Origin of the sequence: Dyadobacter jiangsuensis (genome assembly GCF_003014695.1) — a bacterium.
GTDB classification, from domain to species: domain Bacteria; phylum Bacteroidota; class Bacteroidia; order Cytophagales; family Spirosomataceae; genus Dyadobacter; species Dyadobacter jiangsuensis.
In genome coordinates, this window is the sequence record NZ_PYAS01000002.1 from 529,984 (window position 1) to 556,117 (window position 26,134).

At 50.1% G+C, this 26,134-nt stretch carries 18 protein-coding genes; 8 read left to right on the forward strand and 10 right to left on the reverse strand.

Features of this window, described 5'->3' with window-relative positions; translation table 11 throughout:
- Positions 1 to 67: 67 nt before the first annotated feature.
- Together CLV60_RS05575 and CLV60_RS05580 are read left to right on the forward strand one after the other, a co-directional pair.
- On the forward strand, positions 68 to 832 hold the full coding sequence (locus CLV60_RS05575) for a hypothetical protein (RefSeq protein ID WP_106594368.1): 765 nt from the start codon (positions 68 to 70) through the stop codon (positions 830 to 832).
- A complete protein-coding gene (locus CLV60_RS05580) occupies positions 832 to 1,497 on the forward strand; it encodes a thiamine diphosphokinase (RefSeq protein ID WP_106594369.1) in 666 nt (221 codons plus the stop codon). Before CLV60_RS05575 ends, CLV60_RS05580 begins: the two co-directional genes overlap by 1 nt.
- Here CLV60_RS05580 and CLV60_RS05585 read toward each other — a convergent pair.
- The 8 genes from CLV60_RS05585 to CLV60_RS05620 form a co-directional block, all read right to left on the reverse strand.
- Positions 1,492 to 3,135 (reverse strand): M1 family metallopeptidase, encoded by a 1,644-nt coding sequence (locus CLV60_RS05585; RefSeq protein ID WP_106594370.1) that lies wholly within the window; start codon positions 3,133 to 3,135, stop codon positions 1,492 to 1,494. The genes CLV60_RS05580 and CLV60_RS05585 overlap by 6 nt on opposite strands.
- Positions 3,136 to 3,162: 27 nt before the next feature.
- Positions 3,163 to 4,143: a Kelch repeat-containing protein gene (locus tag CLV60_RS05590; protein ID WP_106594371.1), complete on the reverse strand. Its 981-nt coding sequence runs from the start codon at positions 4,141 to 4,143 to the stop codon at positions 3,163 to 3,165.
- Positions 4,144 to 4,269: 126 nt separating this feature from the next.
- Positions 4,270 to 5,649 (reverse strand): glucoamylase family protein, encoded by a 1,380-nt coding sequence (locus CLV60_RS05595; protein ID WP_106594372.1) that lies wholly within the window; start codon positions 5,647 to 5,649, stop codon positions 4,270 to 4,272.
- A 34-nt stretch (positions 5,650 to 5,683) separates the two neighbouring features.
- Complete coding sequence (locus CLV60_RS05600; protein ID WP_106594373.1) at positions 5,684 to 7,354, reverse strand: glucoamylase family protein; 1,671 nt, start codon at positions 7,352 to 7,354, stop codon at positions 5,684 to 5,686.
- A complete protein-coding gene (locus tag CLV60_RS05605) occupies positions 7,354 to 8,196 on the reverse strand; it encodes a LamG domain-containing protein (RefSeq protein WP_106594374.1) in 843 nt (280 codons plus the stop codon). The genes CLV60_RS05600 and CLV60_RS05605 overlap by 1 nt, the downstream gene beginning before the upstream one ends.
- Before the next feature lie 20 nt (positions 8,197 to 8,216).
- Positions 8,217 to 9,710: a RagB/SusD family nutrient uptake outer membrane protein gene (locus CLV60_RS05610; protein WP_106594375.1), complete on the reverse strand. Its 1,494-nt coding sequence runs from the start codon at positions 9,708 to 9,710 to the stop codon at positions 8,217 to 8,219.
- Between the two features lie 13 nt (positions 9,711 to 9,723).
- Positions 9,724 to 12,756, reverse strand: coding sequence for a SusC/RagA family TonB-linked outer membrane protein (locus tag CLV60_RS05615; protein WP_106594376.1), 3,033 nt, complete (start codon positions 12,754 to 12,756; stop codon positions 9,724 to 9,726).
- A gap of 167 nt (positions 12,757 to 12,923) precedes the next feature.
- Positions 12,924 to 15,725, reverse strand: coding sequence for a triple tyrosine motif-containing protein (locus CLV60_RS05620; RefSeq protein WP_229210826.1), 2,802 nt, complete (start codon positions 15,723 to 15,725; stop codon positions 12,924 to 12,926).
- Positions 15,726 to 15,910: 185 nt separating this feature from the next.
- Between CLV60_RS05620 and CLV60_RS05625 the strand changes: the two genes are divergently transcribed.
- Positions 15,911 to 17,287 (forward strand): hypothetical protein, encoded by a 1,377-nt coding sequence (locus CLV60_RS05625; RefSeq protein WP_106594377.1) that lies wholly within the window; start codon positions 15,911 to 15,913, stop codon positions 17,285 to 17,287.
- A 50-nt stretch (positions 17,288 to 17,337) separates the two neighbouring features.
- Here CLV60_RS05625 and CLV60_RS05630 read toward each other — a convergent pair whose 3' ends face one another.
- Positions 17,338 to 20,130, reverse strand: coding sequence for a TonB-dependent receptor (locus CLV60_RS05630; protein WP_106594378.1), 2,793 nt, complete (start codon positions 20,128 to 20,130; stop codon positions 17,338 to 17,340).
- A 174-nt stretch (positions 20,131 to 20,304) separates the two neighbouring features.
- A complete protein-coding gene (gene mdh, locus CLV60_RS05635; protein WP_106594379.1) occupies positions 20,305 to 21,231 on the reverse strand; it encodes a malate dehydrogenase in 927 nt (308 codons plus the stop codon).
- A 208-nt stretch (positions 21,232 to 21,439) separates the two neighbouring features.
- Here mdh and CLV60_RS05640 point away from each other — a divergent pair, with 208 nt between their 5' ends.
- The 5 genes from CLV60_RS05640 to ruvA all read left to right on the forward strand — a co-directional run bounded on the left by CLV60_RS05640 (position 21,440) and on the right by ruvA (position 26,106).
- On the forward strand, positions 21,440 to 21,856 hold the full coding sequence (locus tag CLV60_RS05640) for a YkvA family protein (protein ID WP_106594504.1): 417 nt from the start codon (positions 21,440 to 21,442) through the stop codon (positions 21,854 to 21,856).
- A 70-nt stretch (positions 21,857 to 21,926) separates the two neighbouring features.
- The gene (locus CLV60_RS05645; RefSeq protein WP_015813903.1) at positions 21,927 to 22,127 is read left to right on the forward strand and encodes a Sec-independent protein translocase subunit TatA/TatB; all 201 of its coding nucleotides are present in this window, start codon (positions 21,927 to 21,929) and stop codon (positions 22,125 to 22,127) included.
- A 92-nt stretch (positions 22,128 to 22,219) separates the two neighbouring features.
- Positions 22,220 to 23,662: an Asp-tRNA(Asn)/Glu-tRNA(Gln) amidotransferase subunit GatA gene (gene gatA, locus CLV60_RS05650; RefSeq protein WP_106594380.1), complete on the forward strand. Its 1,443-nt coding sequence runs from the start codon at positions 22,220 to 22,222 to the stop codon at positions 23,660 to 23,662.
- 251 nt (positions 23,663 to 23,913) lie between these two features.
- Positions 23,914 to 25,482: a lytic transglycosylase domain-containing protein gene (locus tag CLV60_RS05655; protein ID WP_229210827.1), complete on the forward strand. Its 1,569-nt coding sequence runs from the start codon at positions 23,914 to 23,916 to the stop codon at positions 25,480 to 25,482.
- 33 nt (positions 25,483 to 25,515) lie between these two features.
- On the forward strand, positions 25,516 to 26,106 hold the full coding sequence (gene ruvA, locus CLV60_RS05660; RefSeq protein ID WP_106594381.1) for a Holliday junction branch migration protein RuvA: 591 nt from the start codon (positions 25,516 to 25,518) through the stop codon (positions 26,104 to 26,106).
- Positions 26,107 to 26,134: the final 28 nt, after the last annotated feature.

Consider the following 26,134-nt stretch of genomic DNA (forward strand, 5'->3'; position numbering starts at 1 on the left):
CGTATAAATAGATGTCCGGGTCGCGTCCGGTCTGAAATTCATTCTATACACTATAAACACATTAAGCATGTATCTGGAACAACGTGTCGAGCAACTTGAAAATGTTACTGTTGAACATGGAAAGCAGATAGAGATGATAGCAGCAGGATTAGCTACTTTGACTACGACGGTCAACAACGGTTTCAACGAAATGCGGGCTGAGTTTCGGCTCGTGAAATCAGACATTACCGAACTTAAAACAGACGTTGCTGGGCTGAAGACCGACGTTTCAGTTCTTAAATCGGATGTTGCTGAACTGAAGACCGACGTTTCATTTCTTAAAGCGGATGTTGCTGACCTGAAAACCGACGTTTCAGTTCTTAAATCGGATGTTGCTGAACTGAAGACCGACGTTTCATTTCTTAAATCGGATGTTGCTGACCTTAAAACCGATGTTTCATTTCTTAAAGCGGATGTTACCGGTCTTAAAACCGACGTTGCTGAACTGAAAACAGATGTTACCGGTCTTAAAACCGACGTTGCTGAATTGAGAACAGATGTTACCGAACTTAAAACCGACGTTGCTGAACTGAAAACAGATGTTGCTGACCTTAAAACCGATGTTTCATTTCTTAAAGCGGATGTTACCGAACTTAAAACCGACGTTGCTGAACTGAAAACAGATGTTACCGGTCTTAAAACCGACGTTGCTGAACTGAAAACAGATGTTACCGGTCTTAAATCCGACGTCGCTCAGGTCAAAACAGAGGTTGTCGAAATCAAGGGCCGCCTCGATAGGCTGACTGTTGGCGTAGAGAGCCTCGTGGAGTTGATAAAAACCAGAATAATTTAATGTCATCACACCATATCGTTCGGGAGAAGCAGGAGCCTGCTTTGATTATTGCTAACGGGGAAGCCTGCTCTCCGGAATTACTAGGCCAGTTGCTGGAATGGAGCCCGTTTATCGTGGTGCTCGATCATGCTATTTACCGGGTGCTTGACCTGGGTATTAAAGTGGATGCCTGGCTGGGCGACTTTGATGTTGCACACGATTTTGAAGCGGTCCGGGAGCGGCAGCATCCACTGGAAATCGTGAATACGCCCGATCAGGAGAAGACTGATTTGAATAAAGCCATTGAATTTTTGATAGAAAGAGGTTTCCCAGCGGCTAATATTGTTTGGGCGACGGGACGCCGGGCAGACCATGCGATTACCAACATTACGGACCTCGTTCGCTATAAGGACAAGATCAAGTTAGTGCTGCTGGATGATTACTCCAAAATATTCCCGCTCACAGGTACTTTCGAAAAATGGTATGCTGCCGGGACACCCATTTCGTTGATTCCGGTAGGAGCGGTTGATGGCATCGAGACCTCCGGTTTGAAATACAACTTAAATAATGAAACCCTGACGATGGGACACAGAACCGGGAGCAGTAATGTCACCGAGGCTGATGGCATGGTCAGGGTTTCCGCGCAGAAGGGCGACCTTCTGATTATGGAATGCTGGGACTTATAAGGACGCCTGTTTGGATTCTTTGGCTTCCACGTAGAAGTTCCGGTCTACGGTCAACGACTTGTCGCCTTTTACTTTCAACGTTTTCCAATCGTTTGTAGGATAGAGAAATTCCTCTTTCCCGCCTGCCAGCTTCACTTTGACTGGCATATCAAAGTTCTCAACCGTGTTGATCCACCGGTATTGAAGACCTTTTCCTGTAAATGCATATTCCAGAACAGGTATGCGCACATCGCGCAGGTATTGGTCGAAAACCTTTGAAAGATTCCTGCCCGCATGCTCGCTGATGTAGTTTTCGATCTGCGAGCCGTCAACGGTCTGATGGTAGAATGTCTTGTTCAACCCGCGCAGGATCTGGCGCCATTTTTCATCGTCATTCACGATCTGGCGAATGGTGTGGAGCATGTTTCCGCCTTTGTAGTACATGTCCTTCGATCCTTCCTGATTAACTCCGTAGACTCCAATAATAGGAATATCGTTTGCAATGAGTTCACGCGTCCCGATCACATAATCTTCCCCGGCCTTTTTTCCGAAGTAATATTCGGTGTAAAGGTTTTCGGAATAGTTGGTGAAGCTTTCGTGCACCCACATATCGGCCACATCCTTGTAGGTGATGTTATTGGCAAACCATTCATGCCCGCTCTCGTGGATAATGATAAAGTCCCATTTCAGGCCCCAGCCGGTATTCGAAAGATCCTTACCCCGATAGCCCATTTTGTAGTCATTGCCATACGTAACCGAACTCTGGTGTTCCATACCGAGGTAAGGCACTTCCACGAGCTTATAACCGTCTTCATAAAAAGGGTAAGGGCCAAACCAATGCTCGAATGCTTTCAGCATTTTCGGAGCTTGTTTGAATTGCTCTTTCGCTTTTTCCAGGTTTTGAGGCAAAACGTAGTAGCTAAGCTGCAAATCACCTTTTTCGCCTTTGAATGTCTCTTTCCAGCTTACATAGTTGGCTACATTCATATTCACCCCATAGTTGTTAATCGGATTTTTGACCACCCAATTGAACGTGTGTGAATTGTCGTTATTCTCGACTACCGACCGAAGGTTGCCGTTCGATACGTCCATTACGCTTTTAGGAACAGTCATGCTGATAAGCATGCTGTCGGGCTCGTCGTACATATGGTCCTTACAAGGCCACCACACGCTCGCACCCAATCCCTGGCAAGAGGTGGAAATAATGGTGTTGCCTTTCCCGTCGGGTACCCATTGTACACCTCCGTCCCAAGGCGGCCGTTTTGCCAGCCGGGGCTTTCCTGAATAGAAAACCTCAACCGACTCGGTTTTGCCGGTGTCCTGCTTTTTTTTGAGTGTTATAAAAAATGCATTGCCATCCCGACGATAGGCAAGCGTTTCACCATCCTGAACCACTTTGGTAATCTGCAACGGCTCCTGCAAATCCACCTGCATGGTCTGGTAAGGTTTGAGCACCTTATATCTGATTACCGTGCTGCCGCTAAGCGTACTGTCATTCGCATTAGGCCTAACACTGAGATGGTAGTAGTTCAGATCCCACCATTCCCGTTCAGGTGTAATGGAGCCTCGTAGTGTGTCGGCGTGGGTAAATGTCTTCTGCTGCGCGAACGAAGAAATTGAAACGAACAGTAAACAGACACCGGCGAGTTTTTTGAGCATTTGAGTTGGGGTTAGTAATGAAGTGTATTATTTATCGAGTATTTCCATATCGTTCAGCTCCGGGCCACCGCCACGGTTGGCCGAGCCCGCGGCAATATAAATTTTCTTGTTAAGCGCCACCGCCTGTGTGCCGTGGCGCCCCTGGTGCAGGGAAGGCAAACGTTCCCATTTCTGGGTTTGCGGATTAAATGCCTCCACCTCGTTATGTGCCTCCTGGTGTGCGTCGCTTTCGCCGCCGATTACGAGTATTTTATTGTTATAAACGACGGTAGTATTGCCTGCCCGAAGGGTAGGGAGGTTGTTGGACGCATCCAGTGTCGTCCATTTGCCTGTTTTGAAATCATAAACATCCACTTCCTTGATAACGGTATTCAAAACCTGGTTGATACGTGCGGTCGACAGACGCCCGCCTGCTACGTAAAGTTTGTTGTCCAGCACTGCCACCTGCACGTGATCGCGCGGGCGGGGAGCGTCGGCGAGCGTTTTCCAGGTGCCGGTTGCCGGATCGAACTCGTCGAACCAGGTGACCTGGCCATCCCAGTGACCGTCCTGGATGCCGCAAACAAGATAGATCTTGTCATTCAATGTAAATGCGCCTGCCGCACCGCGCTTCCGGTTTTCGGGGATAGCTGCCCCCTTTCGCCATTCATTTTTGGCAGGATTGAAAATATAGATATCCGGAATCGGCACTTCGTGCGGGTAACTGCCTGTGAAGGCACCGAGTACATAAATTTCGTTCTTATAGCTGACCGCCTGGAAATGGCTCATTTCGAGCGGTGACGGTGCCAGGCTTTTCCAGGAGTCCTTTTTGAAATCATATTCATCAACCGGCTTGATGCCGCGCCCGCCCAGCAGGTACAACTTCCCGTTAGCCGTGGCCATCGCGTTTTCGTGCCGCTTCTCAGGCAGGTTTTCCGGTTCGGAAACCGTCCATATCTGTGCCGATCCCTGCAACGCGAATGTCGTCAGTGCGATCAGCAGTGCAGCTTTGTGGTAGAGTGGTTTCATAGCGATTTGCGTTTAGATTAGCCCTTCTTTTGCTTTTCAAAAACGGTATCAAGGTACAATTATATTCTATAAAACAGAAAGACCAGCTTGCGGCCGGTCTTCCTGTGAATATTAGCTAAAAAGCGGTTAATTTCTGCTGGATAGGCCCAGTGCGGGACTTTCAAACCCGAGTTTTTTCAAGCCTGCCTGCACCTCCGGATCCTTCATAAACAGCTTCCAGAGCAATCCCGTCCGGTAGTTTTCGATCATCACGATAATCGGCCCCTGGTCGATGGCCAGGTGGGACTTGGCATACCAGTTCTGCGTTTCGTTGAATGCGTCGGTGAAGCCGTATTCCGACCAGATTTTATCGCCCAGATCATCGTAAAAATGGCGCAGTGCCTTCATCGACTGCTCCGGTGTGTATGGGAACGACGACAATGCCGCGGTAGGGGTGATAGTCCCAAAGTCGTTTGTGGGTGAATGCGCATTGTAGCCGTTGTAAGTATCGCTCGCGGTCAGTCCCCAGCTGTTTTCACCATATCCCTTGAACTTGCCCGGATTGGCAACGCAATGTTTGTAGTTGATCAGTGAATGGTTCACATTCTGCTCCCAGTAATTGGCGTACTGATCTTTCAAATGGCGCGGATCGAGGCCCAGGAACGAGTAATGCGTGAAAAACAATGGGCCACCATAGTCGAACCCAAGCGGCAGTTTTACGCCATAATATTCCTTTCCGTTGCGGAAATGATCGCTTTGCGCCCAGCATTTATCATAAACCTGGCGGGTAATGGGGTAACGCGGAGAAGCCGCTCCCATAATGTAGGTGATCAACGTCTCATTATATCCGCGCAGCTCGAAGTTCATTGCCCAGCCATTGTTGGGGCTCCAATGCCAGTAGAGCTGGTTGGGGTTTCCACGGGTGTACCAATCCCATTCGGCTTCGTTCCATATCCAGGTAATGCGGCTGCGGAGTTCTCTTTCGAGGTCGGTGTCGCGGTCGAAGTATTGTCTTACAGCCAGCAATCCCTGGAACAGGAAGGATGATTCCACCAGGTCGCCGCCATCGTCTTTCCGGCCGAACGGGATGATTTTGCCTGTCGCGCCATTGAGCCAGTGCGGGAAAATGCCGTGGTAGTGATCCGCTTTCGAGAGGAATTTGACCATTTTCAACAATCGGGCTGCCACTGAATCGCGGGGTTGCCATTGACGTTCCGCTGCTACTACCATAGCCATTACGCCGAAACCGGTACCACCGATTGTACATACTTCATCTCCATAATCGAAAGCGATGTTGCTCCGCTCGCGAGCCAGGCCGCTGACCGGATGCCCGAATTCCCAGAAGTACCGGAATGTCTGTTTCTGAACCAATTCCAGCAATGCGGTATCGGAAAGGTTTTTAGGCCGGTCGGCCGGATTGAACGCTGCGGGTTTCGCAGCAGATGATTTTTTCTTTTGAGCCCAGCTATCCACCTGCGAACCGGCGATTAGCGTGAGGCATAATAGTAATTGGAAGTATAGCTTCATAGTCGAGTAATGTTTAATGGCGGGATTAGTTTTGTTAAAGCGCCGGACTGGTGAATCCGAGCTTCGTAAGGCCTGTTTTGACCTCCGGACTGCTCATAAAGAGCTTCCATGGCAATGCTGTGCGATGGTTTTCGATCATAACCACAATCGGCCCCTGGTCGATGGCCAGGTAGGAATCGGCGAACCACAGCTGATCCAGCGAGAATGCGTCATGGAAACCGTATTCTCCCCAGAGCTTGTCGCCCATTTTGTAATAGAAGAACTTCAATGCTTTCATCGACTCCGCGGGCGTGTACGGGAATGCAGATAATGCGGCCGTCGGCGTGATTACCCCCTTGTCATTGCTTGGCGAGTTGGCGTTGTATCCATTTGGAATGTCGCTAGCGGTAAGTCCCCAGCATTGGTCGCTGTATCCGTAATATTGCTGCGGATTTGTTTTACAATAGTTATAGTTGATGAGGGTATGGGCCTTGTTTTGGGTAAAATAATTGGCAAAACGGTCGGTAAGCCCCGTTGGGTTTAATCCTAAAAAGGAATAATGTGAGAAGAACAACGGGCCGCCCAATGGCTCTCCCAGCGGCAAAGTGATACCGTAATATTCTTTTCCGTTGGTAAATGTGCTGTTACCTGCCCAGCCATTGTCATAAACCGCTTTACTGATACTATGCGTAGGCGAAGAAGCCGCCAGGGCGTAGGTGATCAGGCATTCGTTCCAGCCTTTGATCTGGTGGTTCATTTCCCAGCCATAATCGGCGCTCCAATGCCAGTACAGCACATTTTCGTTGCCTTTCCGGAACCAATCCCATTCCACGGCTTCCCAGATCGCATTGATATCCGTGCGCAAAGCGGTTTCTGCAACATTCATTTCACTGAAATACTGCCGGGCCGTTAGCAAGCCCTGGACAAGGAAAGAGGTTTCTACCAAATCGGCGCCATTGTCTTTGGTACTGAATGGAACCGCTACACCGGTCGCGCCATTCAGCCAATGCGGAAAAGCGCCGTGGAATGTCTGCGCCTGTTTCAGGAAACCGACGATCTTTTGCATTCTTTCCAAACCCTGCGCCCGTGTGATGAACTTGCGCTCGATGGCAATAGGGATGGTCATAATGCCGAAACCGCTTCCGCCCGAGGTAACCACATCACCGGAAGTGTTGCGCTCGCGGGCAAGCCCGCTTACCGGGTGAGCGAAGTCCCAGAAATATTTGAATGTTTGCTGCTGCACGAGGGTTAGCAACGCTTCGTCGCTGATGACCGGAAATTTATCTGTAGAGTCCAGCGCGGTAATCAATTCAACTTTTACCTCATTCAGGAGCATTCCGCCGGCTTTGGATTTCAATGCCTTGGTAGCGGTAACCGAGTAGCTGGTGAGGTATTTTAAATCGGCCGAGGGAGTGATCACCACCGAACTGTCGCCGCCTTCCAGGGTGGATGTAAACGGAACGGTTTCGCCGGCCGCGGACCGGAAAGTAACCCCGCTCGCGATGGTCGCATTGCTGAGCGGGGCGGAAAATGTAAACCTGATTTTGGGTTTCAGGTTTACATCATTGTATTTGAATCCGGAATAGGCTCCATTCACTTGCAGGCTGTTGAACCCGAACGACGTTGGTATTCCCGGATTGGATGGCCCGGGGTCTTCTTTTTCTGATTTACAGGAAACCCCGAGCCAGATAATTAAACCAAGAAGGAAAAGGTTTTTAAAAGGCATTATTTCCCTCTTGATTCCAGTTTAACCAGTGCATCTACTTCGGCATCTTTCAAAGCAACGTTATAAATCCGCACTTCGTCGAGCAGGCCTGTCAGGTAGCTTGCCCAATCTTGTGCCGCAGCACCCGAGGTAAGGCTTGGCTTGGTCTGAAATTGCACGGTACCAAACACCATTTTACCCGGTTTCGCCCATTTCAGATCACCAAAGTTCGCCACGGTGCTCGTTGCCGTTTTGGAACCGTTCACATATATATTGAAAGTTGATGAAGTGGCGTCGTAAGACAGTGCGATATGCGTCCAGGAGTTGTAAAGGTTAACAATGCCTTCCTTCGCAATCCAGGTATCCTTCTTGTCATTCTGGATGTGAGCCTTGAAAATCCCGTCGGTTTCCGTGCCGCCGTTTTCAAAGAAAGTCTCGATGTTTCCCCAGAAGCCGTCTGTTTGGGACAAGCCTACAAGTCCGATGATACCACCCGCAGATTTGGTCGACGGGCTGTTAACCCAATAGGTCATGGTGAAGCTTTTCAGTCCAAGGATACTCGCCGTCGGATCGAAAAGGACGTAGCCGTTTTTGGCACCTTTCATGGCCTGGCCTTTCAAACCATTCGCAAATGTGGTACCGGTATTAGTCCCGGCGGTATTGGAAACCACATCGGAATAATTGCCGTCAAAAGGGAAATGCGCCACCAGGTTGGCCTTCGCGATTTCGTCGGAGCTGGTAAAGCCCCCGATCGTCACGCTTGGCGCGTAACTTTCGGGATCGAACTTTTCGTAGCAAGAGGTCACCCCGAGCACCGTCATTGCACACAATGCCACGGTCAGTTTATTCTTAAAAGTTTTCATCGATGGATCGTGGTTTGGGATTAATAACCTGGGTTCTGGGTCAGCACGCCTGCGCTGAGATCGATTTCGTTCTGAGGGATCGGCCATACTTCGTTTTTGCCGGCCTTCCAGCCTTTGGGTCCGAAGATTGCAGTGCCGCGTCCCTGACGGATCACGTCGAAATAGCGGTCAAATTCCATAGCGAGCTCTGAGCGACGTTCATTCCAGATCGCGGTGCGTAATGCGGTTTTATCGGTGGTGGTAACTTTCGGCAGAATGGTTTTGCTGGCACCCCTCGCACGGGCACGCACCAGTTCCAGCGAAGCGAGCGCCGTGGTGCTATTACCGATTTCGTTAGCAGCTTCTGCATTCATCAAAAGCACTTCCGCATACCGGATCACACGTACATTTTGCTGCGAACCTTCATTAAACCCGGTTACGTACAGCTTGAACGGCACATACGATTTCTGGTTGTACATCGGGTTGTCACCGGTTGCAGGGATTGCGTCGCCAGCCGGGGTTGTCTCGCCGCGGTAAATGATGGTCGCATCACGGCGTGGATCGCCGGCTTCAAAGGATTTTGAAAGCGCTTCGGTAGGAACATTGAAGCCCCAGCCGCCGCCTGTTACGCCACGTACGCCTTGTACTTGGGAGTATTGTGAGTTGGAAGCATCTTTATTAGAAGGAATCAGCTCGTTCTGGATTTCGAAAATCGATTCGGTCGAGTTTTCGTTAGCTACCCGGAACAATGCCTCGTAGTCGGCGAAGAGCGAATACTGACCCGAGTTGATAACCTGGGTTGTCAGATCGAAAACCTGCTGCCATTTGGCCTGGTACATCGAAACTTTGGCGTGCAGCGACTGTGCGGCTCCTTTTGTTACGCGGCCGAGGTCGGCGGCGCCATAGTTCAGCGGTAATACCGCCGCTGCTTCGCTCAGGTCTTTCTCAATGGCTGCGTACACGTCCGCCTTGGGTGTGCGCGGGAGGTTGTATTCCGAAGCATCCTTGGGAAGACTCAACCGCAAAGGCACATCCCCAAATGCTCTTACAAGTCGGAAATACGAGTAAGCGCGTACAAATTTGGCTTCCGCCAGATATCTCGCTTTAAGGTTTTCGTCCATGCTGATCGCCGGGATATTGGTGATCACCTGGTTGGCATAGTTGATATTCTGGTATTGTCCTTCCCAAAAACCGCCGAGCTGGCCGTCTGTGGAACCTACTGTGAAAGTGTCATACAGGTTAAAGAAAGTCGCATCCGAGGGGGTACTACCTTTTTCTGCATCGTCGGAGCCCATGCTTTCCAATGCAATGGGGCCGAAGGCGGTATTGTTCCAGCTTCTGAGATTGGCATACATCGCATTCACGGCTTTGGTTGCATCGGCTTCATTCACCCAGAACACGGCGCCGGCCTGTTTTCCCTGCGGATCAACGTCGAGGAAGCTGTCGCTGCAAGAGGAAGGGACGATCAGGAGCGCTGCAAGCCCTAGATATAGCCCTTTCTGCTTCAAATTGGTTTTAAAATTTATATTTTTCATATCGCTTGTGATCTTAGAAAGTGACATTAATACCAAAGTTGTAGGTCGCTGAAAGCGGGTACACGTTGGCGTCGATACCGGCTTGGGTCGGTTTGTTTTCGTTCGCTCTTACCTCTGGCGACAAGCCTTTGTATTTAAAGAAGTTCAGCGGGTTCTGCGCATTCGCGTACAGGCGCAACTTGCGGATTTTCAGCCTTTCGTTGAATGCCTGCGGGAATGTGTAACCGATTTGCGCATTTCTAACCCGGAAATAGCTGCCGCTTTGTACGAAGAATGTATTAGGCAGATAGTTCTGGCCGCCGCCGATGTTGGCAGATGGATAGGTGTTTGAAGTACCTTCGCCATGCCATCTGTTATCGTAGAAGTCCTTGGTGAAGTTCTCGTTACCATATCGCCAGCCCATGTTGGCATTATAAATATCTACTTTCGCAACGCCCTGGAAATCGAGCATCAGGTCGACGTTTTTGTAGTTCCAACTGGTGTTGATACCGTAGGTGAATTTCGGGTTCGGGTTACCGATTACCTGGCGGTCGAGGCCGGAGATGTTTCCGTCAGGCACGCCATTGGTTCCGCTGATGTCGCGGTATCTGAAATCACCTGGTTTTGCATTGGGCTGTGCCGAGTTTTTGATCTCTTCTTCATTCTGGAAAATACCGTCTACCACATAGCCGTAGAATGAACCGATCGGGTCGCCTACGCGGGTACGTGTAGCGAGCGCGCCGCTGGTGAGACCTACACCGCCATCATAAATCGGGTTGGCACCGGACGATACCGAAAGCACTTTGTTGTTGTTCACCGCGCCGTTGAAACCAATGCTGTAAGAAAGATCCTTACCGATTTCATCACGCCAGTTCAAGGCAAATTCAAAACCTTTGTTCTGGAAATCGGCCTGGTTACCTACAATACGGCCTGAGCTCGTACCAATGGAAGTCAGTACCGGAATGTCGAAGATCGCACGCTCGGTTTTCTTGATATAGTAATCCAATTCAACGGTCAATCTCGATTTGAGGAAGGAAGCCTCGATACCTGCGTCGGTACCTACACCGCGCTCCCAGTAAGTAGTAGGAGGGATGATGGAGTTGATGCTCGCACCGGTATTCAGCTGACCGCCGAAGATCGCTGCCAGGCCACCGCCGGTCGCCACGGTGAGCGTCGACAAGTTGGATGGAACGGACGCATTACCGATTTTACCCCAGCTACCGCGGATTTTCAGGTTATCGAAAATCGTCTGGTCTTTCATGAAGTTTTCGTTGCTGATTACCCAGCCTGCACCCACCGATGGGAAATAACCCCAGGCATTACCGCCCTGGAAGAATTTGGAAGAACCATCCGCACGGAGGGAGGCATTCAGCATATAACGCTCGCCGAAAGAGTAGTTCACACGACCGAAGTAGGATGCATACGTTCCGAGATCGCCTTCGTCTTTCACGTTACGGCCATCCGCACTACCCAGTGCCAGGTAAAGGTCGCCTTCGCTCGAAAAAGGTACATTCAGTGCGTTGGCAGTCAGTTTGTACGATTGATCACGTTGAGCAGATTGACCCAAAAGGGCTGTAATGCTGTGATTGCCGAAATCTTTGGTGTAAGTCAATGTATTTTCAAAGATCCAGTAGCGTGTCTGCGGGCGTACGAATTCGAGGAAGCTGGTGGTGTTGCGTTGTTTGAATGTGGCAACATATTGCGGCACGTAAGTACGGGTTTCGTCTTGTCCGTAACGTCCACCAAGGCTGGTGCGGAATGTCAAGCCTTTCAGTATGTTGAGTTCTGCATACGCATTACCGGTAAGAAGCGTCTTTTTGGTATTCTGGTTGTAGAAATCAATCGTAACCTGCGGATTGAAGTTGTTACCATCGCCCAGGTTGTAGTCGGTAGGATCGCCATAGGTACCATCTGCATAATAAACCGGCACCACAGGCCCAGCTGCATATAGCTGGCGGAAAATGCCGCCCGCCTCATCTCTTGATTTGCTGAAAGAACCGGTGGCAGAGTAACCCACTTTCAGGTTTTTCAGAACCTGGAAATCGTTTTGCAAACGGGCAGTGTAGCGTTTGAAATTGTTCTTTTCAACAATACCATCCTGATCCAGGTAGCCCAGCGAGAAGTTGTAAGTTGATTTTTCACCGCCGCCGCTGATCGAAAGCTGGTGGTTGGTCACAAATGCATTGCGGAGGATCTGGTGGTACCAGTCGGTGCCCTCGCCAAATTGCGAAGGATCGAGGATATCTGATTTTCCGTTAATGCGGCTCAGTTCGTTGATCATCGTGGCATATTCATTCGCATTGGCCATTTTGATCTGGTTGGTCACTTTCTGGTAACCTACGAAGCCGTTGTAATCAATGATCGGTGCTCCTGATTTTCCTTTTTTGGTAGTGATCAAAACTACCCCGTTGGCTGCGCGCACACCGTAGATTGACTGGCTTGACGCGTCTTTCAGGATGTTCATGCTTTCGATATCGCCCGAGTTGAGGAAGCTGATGTCGTCGAACCAAACCCCGTCGACTACGTACAACGGATTGGCGCTACCGTAGGCCGTTCCGACACCGCGGATACGGATCTGCGGCGCCTCGCCGGGCTTACCCGAGTTGTTGATCTGCACCCCGGCAACCTTACCCTGCAAACCGCTGACAGCGTTCATAGACGGCTGCTTCGATATCTCCGTACCTTTAATCTGTGCGACAGAACCGGTAACGTCGAGTTTTTTCTGAGAACCGTAACCCATGATCACCACTTCGTTCAGCGCCTTGGCGTCTTCCTGCATGGCAACATTGAGTGTTGTCTGGTTGCCCACTGTGATTTCCTGGGTAGTCATCCCGATCATGGAGAAGACAAGGACGGATTGGGGAGACGGAACTTTTATAGCGTAGTTACCATCGGCATCGGTAGGAACACCGGTAGTAGTGCCTTTGATGAGCACGCTGGCGCCCGGCAGCGCCGAATTGTCGGCACTCGAAGTGACTTTCCCAGTCACATTTATTTCCTGTGCATAGGAGAAACTTCCTAACGCCAGGAAAACGAGCATGTACAGTAATCGTACAATAGTTTTCATCAGTTTCAAATTGGTGATTGAATTATTATAAGAATTTATTGACTTCAAAATTAAGTTCCAAGCAGGGGAGGAATCAAATAAAGCACTACATCACCACTACATCAATGAGAATAATGCAAGGTTTACTGGTACAATAAGGGGTAGGGTACAGGATAAGTGCAATTGCCTCAAATGTCCATCATAAATTGGGCCAGATTGGCATCGTTGTCCAATCCAAGCTTTTTACGAAGCCGGTAGCGCTTGATTTCCACACCGCGGACAGAAATCCCCAGGACGGGGGCCATTTCTTTGGTAGAAAGATTCATGCGAAGGCATGCCGCGAGCCGGAGCTCGGAAGGGGAAGTGGTAGGGTATATCTGGCGCAGCCTTTTGAAGAACTGTTCGTGGACCTCATCGAAGTTTTGTTCAAACAAGACCCAGTCGTCCTTGCCGGCGACATTCCGTTCGATACTGTGGAGGAGTTTCTGATAATGGATATTGGGGAGCTGTTGCCCCATCTCCGCTTTCACCTGTTTCAGCTCATCGCGGATCTCTTCCAGGATCTCGTTTTTCTTCACCACGTTGATCGCCACATTGCTCAACTGCTGACTTTTGCTCTGGATTTCGCTTTGCAGTTTTTCATTCTGGATCTGCATGATCTTTCTCTCGCTGGAAAGACGTTGTTGTCGTAGCTTTTCTTCCTGCTCTTCGATCAGCTTCCGGCGGTGGCGCGCGAGCCGTTTTTCCTGATAGAGGATCAATGCCGCCAAAGCCAATGCGACCAGCACAGCGAAGAGTATTTTCGCAAATAATGTTTCACGCCAGTAGGGCTTCACACTGAAATGGTAGGTGCCTATGGTATCGTTGAGGCTGCTCCTTATTTCAAAAATGTAGTCCGTCGATTCCAGGTTTGTAAATTCCACGAAGCTCTGGTCTGTCCACTCCGACCACTGATCGGTCAGGCCTTTGAGACGGTATTTGTATTGCACGTTCTGGCCATACACCGGTAAAGCAAATGCAATGCGCAGCGAGCGCACTTCGGCCGGGAGTGACGGGCCGCCTGAAATCGCGAAGGTCTCATTGAGGTTCCGAAGGTTGGCTACCTTGCGGACCACCGGCGGGCCGGCGGCCTCGTTTGGCTCATCGGGCGATTTGCGGTTGTACAATGCGTAACCGTTGTCGAGGCAAAAGAAATAGTAATCTTCGGAAAGTGGTACCACCGTCTCGCTGTTGCGGACTAGCGTGAGCGGGAGGTTTCGGGTCTCTTTGCCTGGTTGATAGAATGCCACGCGGTTCATGAAAACTTTGAACCAGTCGCCATGGAGGCCGGTCCGTACCTTGTAATTTTCCTCTTCCCTGGAAAAATCTGAACTGGGGATGAGCTTGCCGGACGGGTCGGGCTGGAAAAAGGCATTACCCGATCGCACGCGAACCTGTCCGTTCAGCCATTGAACGACTTCGATGGAAAATTCGCTGGGCAATTCCTGCGGAGCTTTAAATTCCTTCCACGACATGGCGGAATCCAATGCCGGCGTCAGTTTGGCCTGAAATAAACCTTTGTAGGCATGCCCGAGCCAGAATGTACCCGAATTGTCGTGTGCAATCTGCCGGATCGGGATGGGTGGTAACTTTTTGACGGGGTAGGCGTACGTCCAGGTACCCTTTGCGTCCTTTTTGTATACATGCAGGCCCACGTACGCGCCTTGAAGCAGCAGCGTATCCTTCCCATTTCGCATCGGCACGAATACCCAGCCGCCGTTGATGCCGGAAATTTTAGTGACGCCACTTTCTGAAATGCGGTAGGTCGCGTCGTTGTGGCCGCAAAGCAGCTGGTCGTCGATTACTTTGAGGGCCCAGGTTTGTCCTTCAAGTCCCCATACCGGCCGGAACGGCTCCGGAGAAAGCCATTTTTTGACAAATACTCCTTTATTGGACCCTACATAAAGGTTTCCATGCCAGATCGCGGCTGCATAGGTTGAACCCAGCGGATTATCATTGGTTTGATAAGCAATAATGGGCGACGACATCTTCACCATATCGATGCCCTGATCCAGCCCGATCCAGAGTTGTCGTTGCGTATCTTCCTCCAATGCCAATACGGTGTTATTCTGTAAGCCGGTCTCCTTGTTGAACTGGTACTTTAATGCGCCGTTTTTGGTAATGACGTAAACGCCATTCTGGATTGTACCGAAAACGACGCTGCTGTCCCGCGCCATGACGATCGCGCGGTTGATGATATTCCTTTTCAACTCGCCGGAAATAGCAATGTTCCACGGAGTAAGTACCCCGTTTTGCCAAATGTACAGTCCGTGTTTGGTGGTTGTGATAAGGATACCGCCGTTTGAAAAAGGCAAAATGGAGGAAACGGTAGCAGGGGAAAGGCTTTCAGTTCCCGGCAATGGTTCGAACCGCTCTCCTTTTAACTCATAAATGCCGCGGCCGATCGACTGCACCAGTACCCGGTTTTGTACAAAACGCATGAACATGATGTTGCCAGGGCCTTTGATTTCTTTCAGATTTTTGCCGTCGTACCGGTAAATGTTCGAGAAAGACTGGAAATAGATGTATTTGGGAGTTTTAAGGATATGCCAAATCTCCTCCGTACGCAGGCTTGCGAAGCCCGCCTTTTTACTGAGCGAATAGTATTTCAGCTGGCCGTCTGCTTCTTTTTTCCAATAGCCGAACTCCGAAAAGCCACCCACGTAAATGCGTTGTTCGGGTTGTGTCGTCCGATTCAGGACTTTTCCACCGATTGGTTCTGTTGATTGCTCGTCGTAAAGTACCGTCCGGACGATCTGGCCGTCGGGCAAGGGGTATAGCTTCCAGGATGCTCCGTCGTGTTCCAACAGGCCGTCGGAATTGGCGGAATAGATGAGTCCGTCTGCGCTTTGGCAGATGTCCCAGTTCTGGTTATGGGCCTTGTAAAGTGAGGCCGGATAGTTGATCAGCGGTGGTGTTTCCTGGGCCAGGGCAGGGAGGAAGATTGTCACCCAAAAGAGTATGGCAGTAGCGCAACCCGCCTTATATTTGAAGGCCCGGCTTGGGAAATGACTTTTTACAAGTCGTTTTGCTACCGTGTTCAATATTATTTTCAATTAACTATTAATGTCGTTTATAGCACTTTCAGAAGGGTTTTTAACGATGTTAGTGTGTATGTAACTCAATAGTACTCTTCATGAAAAAATTCCTTTCCCTCATGCTCCTCGGCACTGCTGCCGCGGCGCCGCCCGCTATGTCCCAGGACGAGAACAAGCGAAATGATATTCGTTACAATCTTAACGAATCCGGTTCACATTATGTAAAATTCACCTTCACGAATCAGGTATGGCTGAGGCTGAATGACAACAATCCCGGGACTACCGTTTTGAGCGATCCGAAAACCAGTACTTTCGATATTGGTCTCCGCCGTACCCGCATGCAGCTGTTCGGCCAGCTCACCGACAGGATATTCTTCTACACGCAGTTCGGGATGAATAATTTCAACAAGGTGAGCGCATTTCCTGCTTACAATACCGCCGGGACACCGAGCCAGCGCAAGATCGCGGCGTTTTTCCATGACGCCGTCGGCGAATATGAAGTGCAGCGGAAAGGCAGCAATTTCATCCGCTTCGGTGGGGGGCTGACGATCGTAAGCGGTTTCTCCCGCTTTTCGCAGCCCAGCATAGGCACCATTATGACCATGGATGTGCCCGTTTTCGCACAGGCTACCGTTGACCAGACCGATCAGTTTTCCAGAAAGTTGACCGTTTACAGCCGTGGGCAGATTGGCAAGCTCAACTACCGCGTCGCCGTGGCCGACCCGTTCCCGGTTGAAACCAGTGGCTCCACACCGGCTGCACTGAACCAGAACTCTGTTTTCGCCCAACGCAAAAACAGTAAACAATTCCAGGGATTATTCATTTACAATATTTTCGATACGGAGGACAACACCACACCGGGCTACATGACTGGCACTTACCTCGGCAAACGCAAAGTTTTAAATGTGGAAGCCGGCATTACTTCCCAAAAAAATGCGACCTGGCGTAAGGAGGCGGTGGATACGCTTTACAGCAATATGACGCTCTGGTCGGTGGCGGCTTACCTGGACATGCCGCTGAATACGGAAAAGGGAACCGCATTGTCGGCCTATCTCGGGTATTTCGGAACGGACTATGGTAAAGGCTATCTCCGCTACAACGGCATTATGAACCCTGCTACCGGTACTACGCAGCCCATTGCTGGCGTGAGCGGCACGCACGGGAACGCATACCCGATGTTCGGGACGGGCAATGTGATTTACGCGCAAGCAGGTTATAAATTGAAAGACGGTTTGCTGGGGAGTCAGGGTACATTAATGCCCTATGTCTCTTTACAGCGTGGCGACTACGACCGTTTGCAGGACGCGGCCAATATTTACAATGCGGGTGTCAACTGGCTGATCAAAGGGCATAATGGCAAGCTGTCGCTTAATTACGAGAACCGGCCGGTTTACAAATCGGCATCGACGGCGAATGAGTTAGTGAAAGATGGCCGCAAAGGCAGCTGGACACTGCAATATCAGATATCCATCTAAAAACGGCCAATCCGGGTCGGAAACGGCCCGGATTAGCACAATGGAATATCCTAGAAACTAAAACTGACCCTCGCGAACAGGTATCGGCCGTTGAAACCCATTTGCTGCACACGGCGGGAGTATACGAATCGGCCCGAGCTCACATTCCCCGAATGCGTATGTTTGTCCTGATAAACATCCAGCACATTGTTCGCGCCGATCGTCAGGCCGATGCCTTTCACGACATCATAGCTCAATGCAAGGTCAGTAACCACCTTGGCGCCGAAAGTCTGATCGAGCGTTTCCTTCTGCCCGGTTAATGCATTGACAGGCCATGCGTCCGGTTTGTCGGGATCGATGGTCGGGTCCCAATAAGTTGCCTCGCCGAACCGCACGCCACGGAGCATTGCGCCAAATTTTCCTGCTTTATAGTTGATGGTCAGGCTCTGCTTGTTCCGCGGGCTTGCGATCTCAAACCTGCTCAAATCTTCCCGGTTGAAATAGGTGTTGACCTGCTTGGTCTGTACCAGAATATCCGATGCATGGATAATAGGTTTTCCGTCCGCACCTTTTTTGACCTTGTTTTGGATAAATGTCCCCGCCAGTACTGCCCGCAGTGATTGGTTGCGTCCAAACCTGGTATTGTAGGAAAGCACGCCTTCGATCCCGCGCGAACGCGTGTCGACCGCATTGGAAAAGAAATTGGCTGTCGTCGCATTCGCCGCGGCCAGCTGGGCTTTGAGGTTGGCATTACCGCCATCGTTGAAGTTGTTTGTTAACACAATGCGGTCGTCAATGTCGATCTGGTAGGCATCGACGGTCAGTTCAAATGCATTGCTGATCTGGATCGTCGTCCCGACGGTGAAGCTTTGGGAGGTTTCCTGTTTGAGCTTCGGTATGCCGAGGATTTCAGCCGGTTTACTGTCGTTGGTGAATGTGCCGCTTTCTTGCGCTACTTGCTGGCCGTTCTGGGTTACGAAAAGCGTATTCGTTTTGGCATAGTACCGTTGCTGCAACGACGGCGCGCGGAACCCGCTGCTGGCCGAAGCCCGCAGTGCAATGCCGTCGGTGATTTTGTAGCGGGTCGCAACTTTGTAATTAAGGGTATTCCCGAAGTCGGAATAGTTTTCAAAGCGGAGCGCCGCGCTGAGGACCCATGATTTGGTAATATCCTGTTCGAGATCCAGGTAGCCCGCCACGCTATGCCTGGAATGCGATCCTGCATTCTGTGGAAAGAAGCCCGAAAATACCTGTGCGCCGGCGGGCACGCCTGCTGCGACATCATAGTTTTTATAGGAGGCCTCCTCACCAGCGGTGATCGTGTATTTCTCGCTTCGCTGCTCGGCTCCGAGCGCGACGTTCAGGCCGTGCAGCACATCGAACTTCCTGCCGAAATCCAGGTTAATGGTATTTTGGGAAAATCCGTTGCCTCCGGCATTGAACTCCCGCTGAAAGTTGGCGATGGAAACCGCCTGGGTATAGTTCACGGAGTTGGTAATGCGGTAGTCGAAGTCGTTTTTACCGAATGTGTTGCTCAAATCGAACCGCCATTCACCCAGCTTTCCGCGGATACCTGCCGCCGCCGAAATGTCCGTCACGTCGCTGTTGATCTCCGGTAAAAAGCCATTGGGATACACCGCGAATACATTCGTGCGCACGGCTGCGGGTACGCCATTGGGATACCTGTAAAAGCCAGCCGCATTTCCTTTCTTTTTATTGTACTGGCCAAATGCATATACATCCAGCTGCTCATTGAGCGGAATGTCGGCATTGACCACCACACCGCCGCCTTTCACTTCCGAGTTACCGATGCGCATGTCGAAGTCGTTCCGTGTCAGGCCTCTTTGCGCGAGCACCTCATCATCGACTACCTTACCGTCCACCGCCGGGAACAACTGACCTGTGTAGGTGCCGGTACGGTTGGTCGCTCCGCGTTTCACATATTCGCCGGTGATATTCACGAAACCTTTCTGGCCCACTTTCAGCCCGTAATTGAGGCCTACCTGCGCGGTACCACCGTCCGAGACGTTCACGGAAGCATCCTTATTGTTGTTGATAATGTAGTTCTTGTCATAGCTCGTGACATTCTCTCCATAGGACACATTACCACTCAACCCTGTGCGGCTTTTCAATATGATGTTGATCACGCCTGCAATGGCATCCGAACCATATTGCGCGGTGGCGCCGTCGCGCAGGATTTCGATTTTCTCCACTGCCGTGGCTGGGATCGCATTCAAATCGGTTCCCACCGTGCCTCGATTCACCGTACCATTTACATTCACCAGCGACGATTGGTGCCGCCTTTTGCCGTTCACGAGTACAAGTACCTGGTCGGGCCCCAGGCCGCGGAGCTGTGCGGGATCGATGTGGTCGGTGCCATCGGAGATCGTTTGCCGGGATGATTGGAACGAAGGTGCGACGTAGGTAAGGATCTGATTGATATCCACTTGTCCGACGCTATTGGTGATCTGAGATACCGGGATAATATCAACCGGAACAGGGGAGTCAATACGCGAGCGTCCGCCGCTGCGCGAGCCCGTTACGACAATCTCTCCGAGTACTTCCGACGATTCGGCTAATGCGATATTCAACGGAGCCGACTGCCCCGCCGAAACGACTGCGGGGACGATCTTAGGCGTATAGCCGATGAAGGAAATCACGATGTTGTACGTACCATCGGCCATATTCAGTGAGAAATTTCCATCTGCATCGGTGACGGTTCCGGTGTTGGTGCCCTGTACCAGGATCGATACGCCGGGCAGCGGCGCTCCATTCTTTTCGTCGGAAATTCTCCCTTTTACGGACTGCGCCAAAGCATGAAATGAAGCGGAAATGAGAAGCAGAAGTAATAGCTTTTTTTTCATAGACTGTGTGTTTAAGTGATCAAGTGTTTGTTGATAAATAGTATTAAATTATCAAATTACTATACTATTTATACAAAAGTTAAACAAGCTGGCTGCCAAAACCAAATATCCGGGCAAAGAAAAAGCCGGCCCGGAAATCCGGACCGGCCTGTATTTTAGCTATTTAACTTTCGCTTACAAGTTCAAAGCCGCATTCATTGACCGAACGGCCTCCGCTGACTTTTCAAACGCCGCTTTTTCGGCATCGGCCAGGCGCAGGTTGATGATCTTTTCCCAGCCTCCGCGACCCAATACGACCGGCACGCCCATGCAAATGTCTTTCTGGCCGTATTCGCCGTTCAGGTAAACGCTGCAAGGCACAATGCGTTTCTGATTGCGGACGATACTTTCCACGAGCATCATCGTAGCAGCACCCGGTGCATACCATGCTGAGGTGCCGATGAGTTTGGTGAGTGTCGCGCCGCCTACCATCGTGTCGGCAGCCACTTTTTCGAGCTGGTCGGCCGAAAGGAAGCGGCTTACAGGAATACCGTTGTAGGTGGCCAGGCGAGTCAATGGAATCATGGTCGTATCACCGTGTCCGCCGATTACCATACCGTGAATATCCAGCGGCGAAACGTCCATCGCCAATGCGAGATAGGTTTTGAAGCGTGCACTATCCAATGCACCGCCCATACCGATCAGACGTTTCTTGGGAATACCCGATTCTTTCAAAGCCAGGTACGTCATGGTATCCATCGGGTTGGACACTACGATCACGATCGCTTTCGGTGAATATTTCAGAAGGTTTTCGGTCACTCCCTTTACGATTCCTGCATTGATGCCGATCAGCTCTTCACGGGTCATACCCGGCTTACGAGGCAGCCCCGAAGTGATCACCACCACATCCGAGCCTTTGGTTTTCTCGTAATCATTGGTCGAGCCGATGGGCTTGGTGTTGAATCCCAGCAAGGCTGCTGTCTGGTACATATCCAGTGACTTACCTTCGCTGACACCCTCTTTGATATCCAGCAACACCACTTCTTCTGCCAGCTCACGACGAATGATATTATCGGCAGTGGTTGCGCCTACTGCACCCGCACCTACAACAGTAATCTTCATAGGGAAATATGGTTAATTGTATAGAAATTGATGCTTTTTATATTTTTTCCTAAAAGTATGATACATAATTTGTTTAAACCAAGCGGAAATTGATTTTTTGCCGCAAAACCTCCGGCTGCCATCCGGAACGCAATTTTTTCTGTAAGTTGATAGTTATAATGGCTTTATAAACCACTTTTCCCTGCTTTGTACCATGAAGGATGAGTCAATGATTTCGCGGATTTTACAGTCTATATTTTTTAAGAATGCCAAAGGGAAAGCAGGACGTTACGCCAGAAATTCTACCCGGTTGTTTGAACTTGCCAAAGAGGTGCTGGGAAAGCTCCAGACGGTGGGTTTCAAAGGAAACCTCTCCGAATTCCAGTCGAGTGTGCAGCTGCTGCTCCGCATGGTGAAGGCTTACGCCTCCGGCGAATATAAGGAGCTTCCATGGAAAAGTCTGGTGTCGATAGTCGCTGTGCTCATTTATTTCGTATCTCCCATAGACCTTATTCCTGACTTCCTGCCGGTTATCGGTATCACCGATGACGTGGCCCTGGTGGTGTGGCTCATCAAGACGCTGGGTGAAGATATCCGGAAATTTGCCGATTGGGAGAAGGTGACCAAGACAATTAATATCGGATAAAAGTCACGGCAGGTCTGGTTGTTATTAAAAAGAATAGTTATTTTTGTAAACATTAATAAAAGAAACAGATATGGAATCAATAACCGTTTTAGGAATTATGGGGTTGGGCGGACAGGAGATCTTCCTGGTTGCTCTGTTCGTGTTGCTTTTCTTCGGAGCAAAGAAAATCCCAGAACTTATGCGCGGTTTGGGGCAGGGTATCAATGAGTTCAAGAACGCTACTAAAGACGTTAAGGAAAATATTGAAAAAAGCATGGAAGACCCCAAATAACGCTTCCATCTTATCGAAGGTTTGATCCAGAGCCATTAAGCTACCACTTAACGGCTCTGATTCTTTATTTACAACCCCACAAAAAAATTACCTTGAAAGAGTATCTGACGCTGGCCGAAATTCAGAGAGATCTACGTGAAGAAGGTTTGACGTGCGTCAAGTTGGTTGACCACTATTTGGAAAAAATAGAGGCTAACAAGCATCTCAATGCTTTCGTTGAAGTTTATACAGAGGAAGCAAAAAAGGCCGCTCTGGCCGTAGATGCGAAGATCGCCAATGGTACTGCCGGAAAACTGGCAGGGATGGTGATCGGTCTTAAAGATGTACTTTCGCTCACTGGCCACGGCTTGCAGGCCGGAAGCCAGATTCTTCAAAATTATACAGCACCCTATACCGCAACCGCCGTGCAGCGGCTTATCGATGAGGACGCGATCATCATCGGGCGGCAAAACTGCGACGAGTTTGCGATGGGTTCTTCGAATGAAAATTCCTCGTTCGGGCCGGTGCTGAATGCCGTTAACAATGCCAAAGTTCCGGGAGGGTCGTCGGGTGGTTCGGCAGTAGCCGTCCAGGCCGGGCTTTGCCATGCTTCGCTGGGAAGCGATACCGGAGGTTCGGTGCGGCAGCCGGCCGCATTCTGCGGTGTGATCGGTGTGAAGCCTTCCTATGGACGTGTATCACGCTACGGGCTCATTGCCTATGCTTCGTCTTTCGACTGCATTGGCCCGATTACCAAAAGTGTCGCGGACTCGGCATTGCTTCTCGAAGTGATGTCCGGTGCCGATGATTTCGACAGCACGGTTTCGGAACGTCCGGTGCCCGCTTACACGGCCAATCTGGAATGGAAAGGCAAAGCGAAAATCGGGTATGTTCGGAGCGCGGTAGAGAATGAAGCGATAGCGCCGGAAATCCGCCGGCAAACATCCGAAGTACTCGATCGCCTGCGGGCGGAAGGGCATGAGGTGACCGGTATCGATATGCCTTTGCTGGATTCACTTTTGCCAACCTATTATATTCTGACGACCGCCGAGGCAAGCTCGAACCTGTCTCGTTTCGATGGTGTGCGGTACGGTTACCGCAGCCCCGAATCCGTGGATTTGGAGAGCATGTATAAGAAGACCCGTACAGAAGGTTTTGGCGATGAGGTAAGGAGAAGAATACTATTGGGTACTTTCGTATTAAGTGCAAATTATTACGATGCATACTATACCAAGGCGCAACGCGTTAGAAGATTGGTGCGGGAGGAAACGGGCCGGTTTTTCGAGCAGTTCGATTTCCTGATTTCACCGGTAACACCTACCACAGCTTTTACGATTGGTGAAAAGACGGAAGATCCGTTACAAATGTATCTGGCCGATATTTTCACTGTGCAGGCGAATGTCGTGGGCAATCCTGCGGTATCCATTCCCAACGGGCTGGACGACCAGGGAATGCCGATCGGGATTCAAATCATGGCCCCTTATTTCGGCGAGGAAAAAATGCTGGCATTTGCCAACTACCTTACCGGATTGAATAAGGAAGTGACCGTAGCGTAGAATCAGTATACTAGGTGAACGCTGTGCTGATCACCAGTGTTTTAAGGAAAATTATCATGCCAGAATGACGGGCAAATAGGTTACGTTGTTCTGAAAGAAGATGTTGCGAATATTTAAAAATGTATTAGAGATTATTCTGATTCATCTGGCTAATTCAAACCCCAAAGGACTCGTCTATCTGTAAGTGAATCATCAACAGGTACAAGCCATTGAAAACCGTGAATTGATTAACCTTCAAAAAACATTTATTAATGAGGATTTCGAAAAGAGTATTGTGGCTCGGAGCCATGTGTGCAGGGTTCTGGAATGCGCCTGTCGGGGCGATGGTTCCACAGGTGAGTTTGACGTCCGGGCAGGATACGGTTGAGACTATTGCTCAGGAAGAAGATGATTTGATGCCATCACTCCCGGAAGTCGAGGAAATCGGAGCCAATCCGGCGGTGCCTCAGGAGCTTTTGAAAGAGCGGTTTGCGAAGCTTGAAAAATCGATTCCGCTTACCTACCACAAATCTTCGCACGAATTTGTAGAATACTTCATCTACAAAAAAGCAAAATTCACGCAGACGATGATGGAGCGCATGCCGCTCTATTTTCCGCTGTTCGAAAAGGCATTGGCCAAACACGGGTTGCCTACCGAACTGAAATACCTTTCGATGATCGAATCGGGACTCAACCCGACAGTAATTTCCCACGCACATGCAGGAGGCCTTTGGCAGTTCATGCCGGCAACGGGACGGGAATTCGGTCTTTACCAGGATAAATACATTGATGAACGCTTCGAGCCGGCCAAGGCGACGGAAGCAGCTTGTCTTTATCTCAAACAGCTTTATAACATCTTCGGCGACTGGGAGCTTGCGTTGGCTTCGTATAACACAGGACCGGGCAATGTAAAACGCGCCATGCGCCGGTCACGCGGGACTACCTTCTGGACGATCTACAACGTCCTTCCCCGCGAAACCCGCTCTTACGTACCACAGTATGTAGCGATGAACTACATGATGAATTACGGGTACGATCACGGCATTTTTCCTGAAAATACTGAGTTTCAGATCCCTAATGACACGATTCATATCAACGGCTATATCGACCTTGCAACGTTTTGCAACAACGCTAGCATCGATTTCGAAGTCCTCAAAAAGCTGAATCCGCAGATCACAAAGACGATACTTCCGGACCAGACGCGCGACTTTGTATTGAAAGTGCCAAGCGTACGCTTCACTTACCTGACGAGCAACCGGGCATCGATTATGGACTCCTGTACCCGGAAATATCTTCGCTCCGGTGTGATGGTGGCGAAAGCCGACAGCACTAAAACGGATTCGCTGGGTGGTAGTGGATCTTTCCCTTACGTACTCGCATCGAACGTGCAGAATGTATCGGACGATGAAGATTATGAAGAAGACGGTGAGGTAGAAACGATCCAGCGCAGCCGTACCAAACGCGTATCGTATACCGTCCGCCGCGGCGACAATGTAGCCGGCATCGCGCGGAAATACGGCGTGTCGGTAGCGGCAGTCCGCAAATGGAACCACATCCGTCGCAATAATATCCGTCGGGGACAGCGCCTCGTGATCTACAAAGAGGTGAAGGAAACTGTACCAGCAACCCGTATCGCAGCCAAAGCAAGGCCACAGCTGGATGAAGAGCAAGTGGCAAAGCAGCAGCGTCATACCCGGAAACGTTATCATACCGTACAAAAAGGAGATACATTATGGATTATTTCGCAGCGATACGGTCTGGAAATCGGTCAGTTGAAAAAGCGGAACAAGATCAGGGGCAACTCGATCAAGCCTGGTCAAAAACTGATCATTTCTACCTAGAAATTAACGCTTCAACATACACATACTATTTTTATGATTGCCTACGTTAACGGGATTGTAACTTATAAAGACCCAGCGTACGCTATCATCGATGTCAACGGAGTAGGTTACGAGGTCAGGATCTCATTACAGACCTACACTTCGCTCCCCGACATTGGTGCCCGGTGCAAGCTGGTAACGTTTCTCAATATACGGGAAGATGCCCACGTCCTTTACGGTTTTTGGGGAAATGATGAGAAGAAACTGTTCCTGGATCTGACAAGCATTTCAGGAATCGGGCCGTCAACAGCGCTCGTAATGCTCTCCTCGCTTTCCTCTTCGGAAATCCGTCAGGGAATCATTGATGAAGACCTGCGCCTGATCCAGTCGATCAAGGGTATAGGGTCCAAGACTGCTCAACGCGTAATCCTCGAACTAAGAGACAAAATTCGAAAGGAAGAACTCGTTTCAACAGGTGCCAAGTCTGCTGAACCGTCGTCAAGCACTCTCCGGAGTGAAGCGTTGGCTGCGCTCGTTACTTTGGGTATTCCAAAGCCAACGGCGGAGAAAAGTCTGGATGCCATCATCAAGCGTGAGGGACAATCCATTAGTGTTGAAAATCTGATCAAACTGGCGTTACGTTAACCGGAACTGCAATGATATTTGGTGAAAA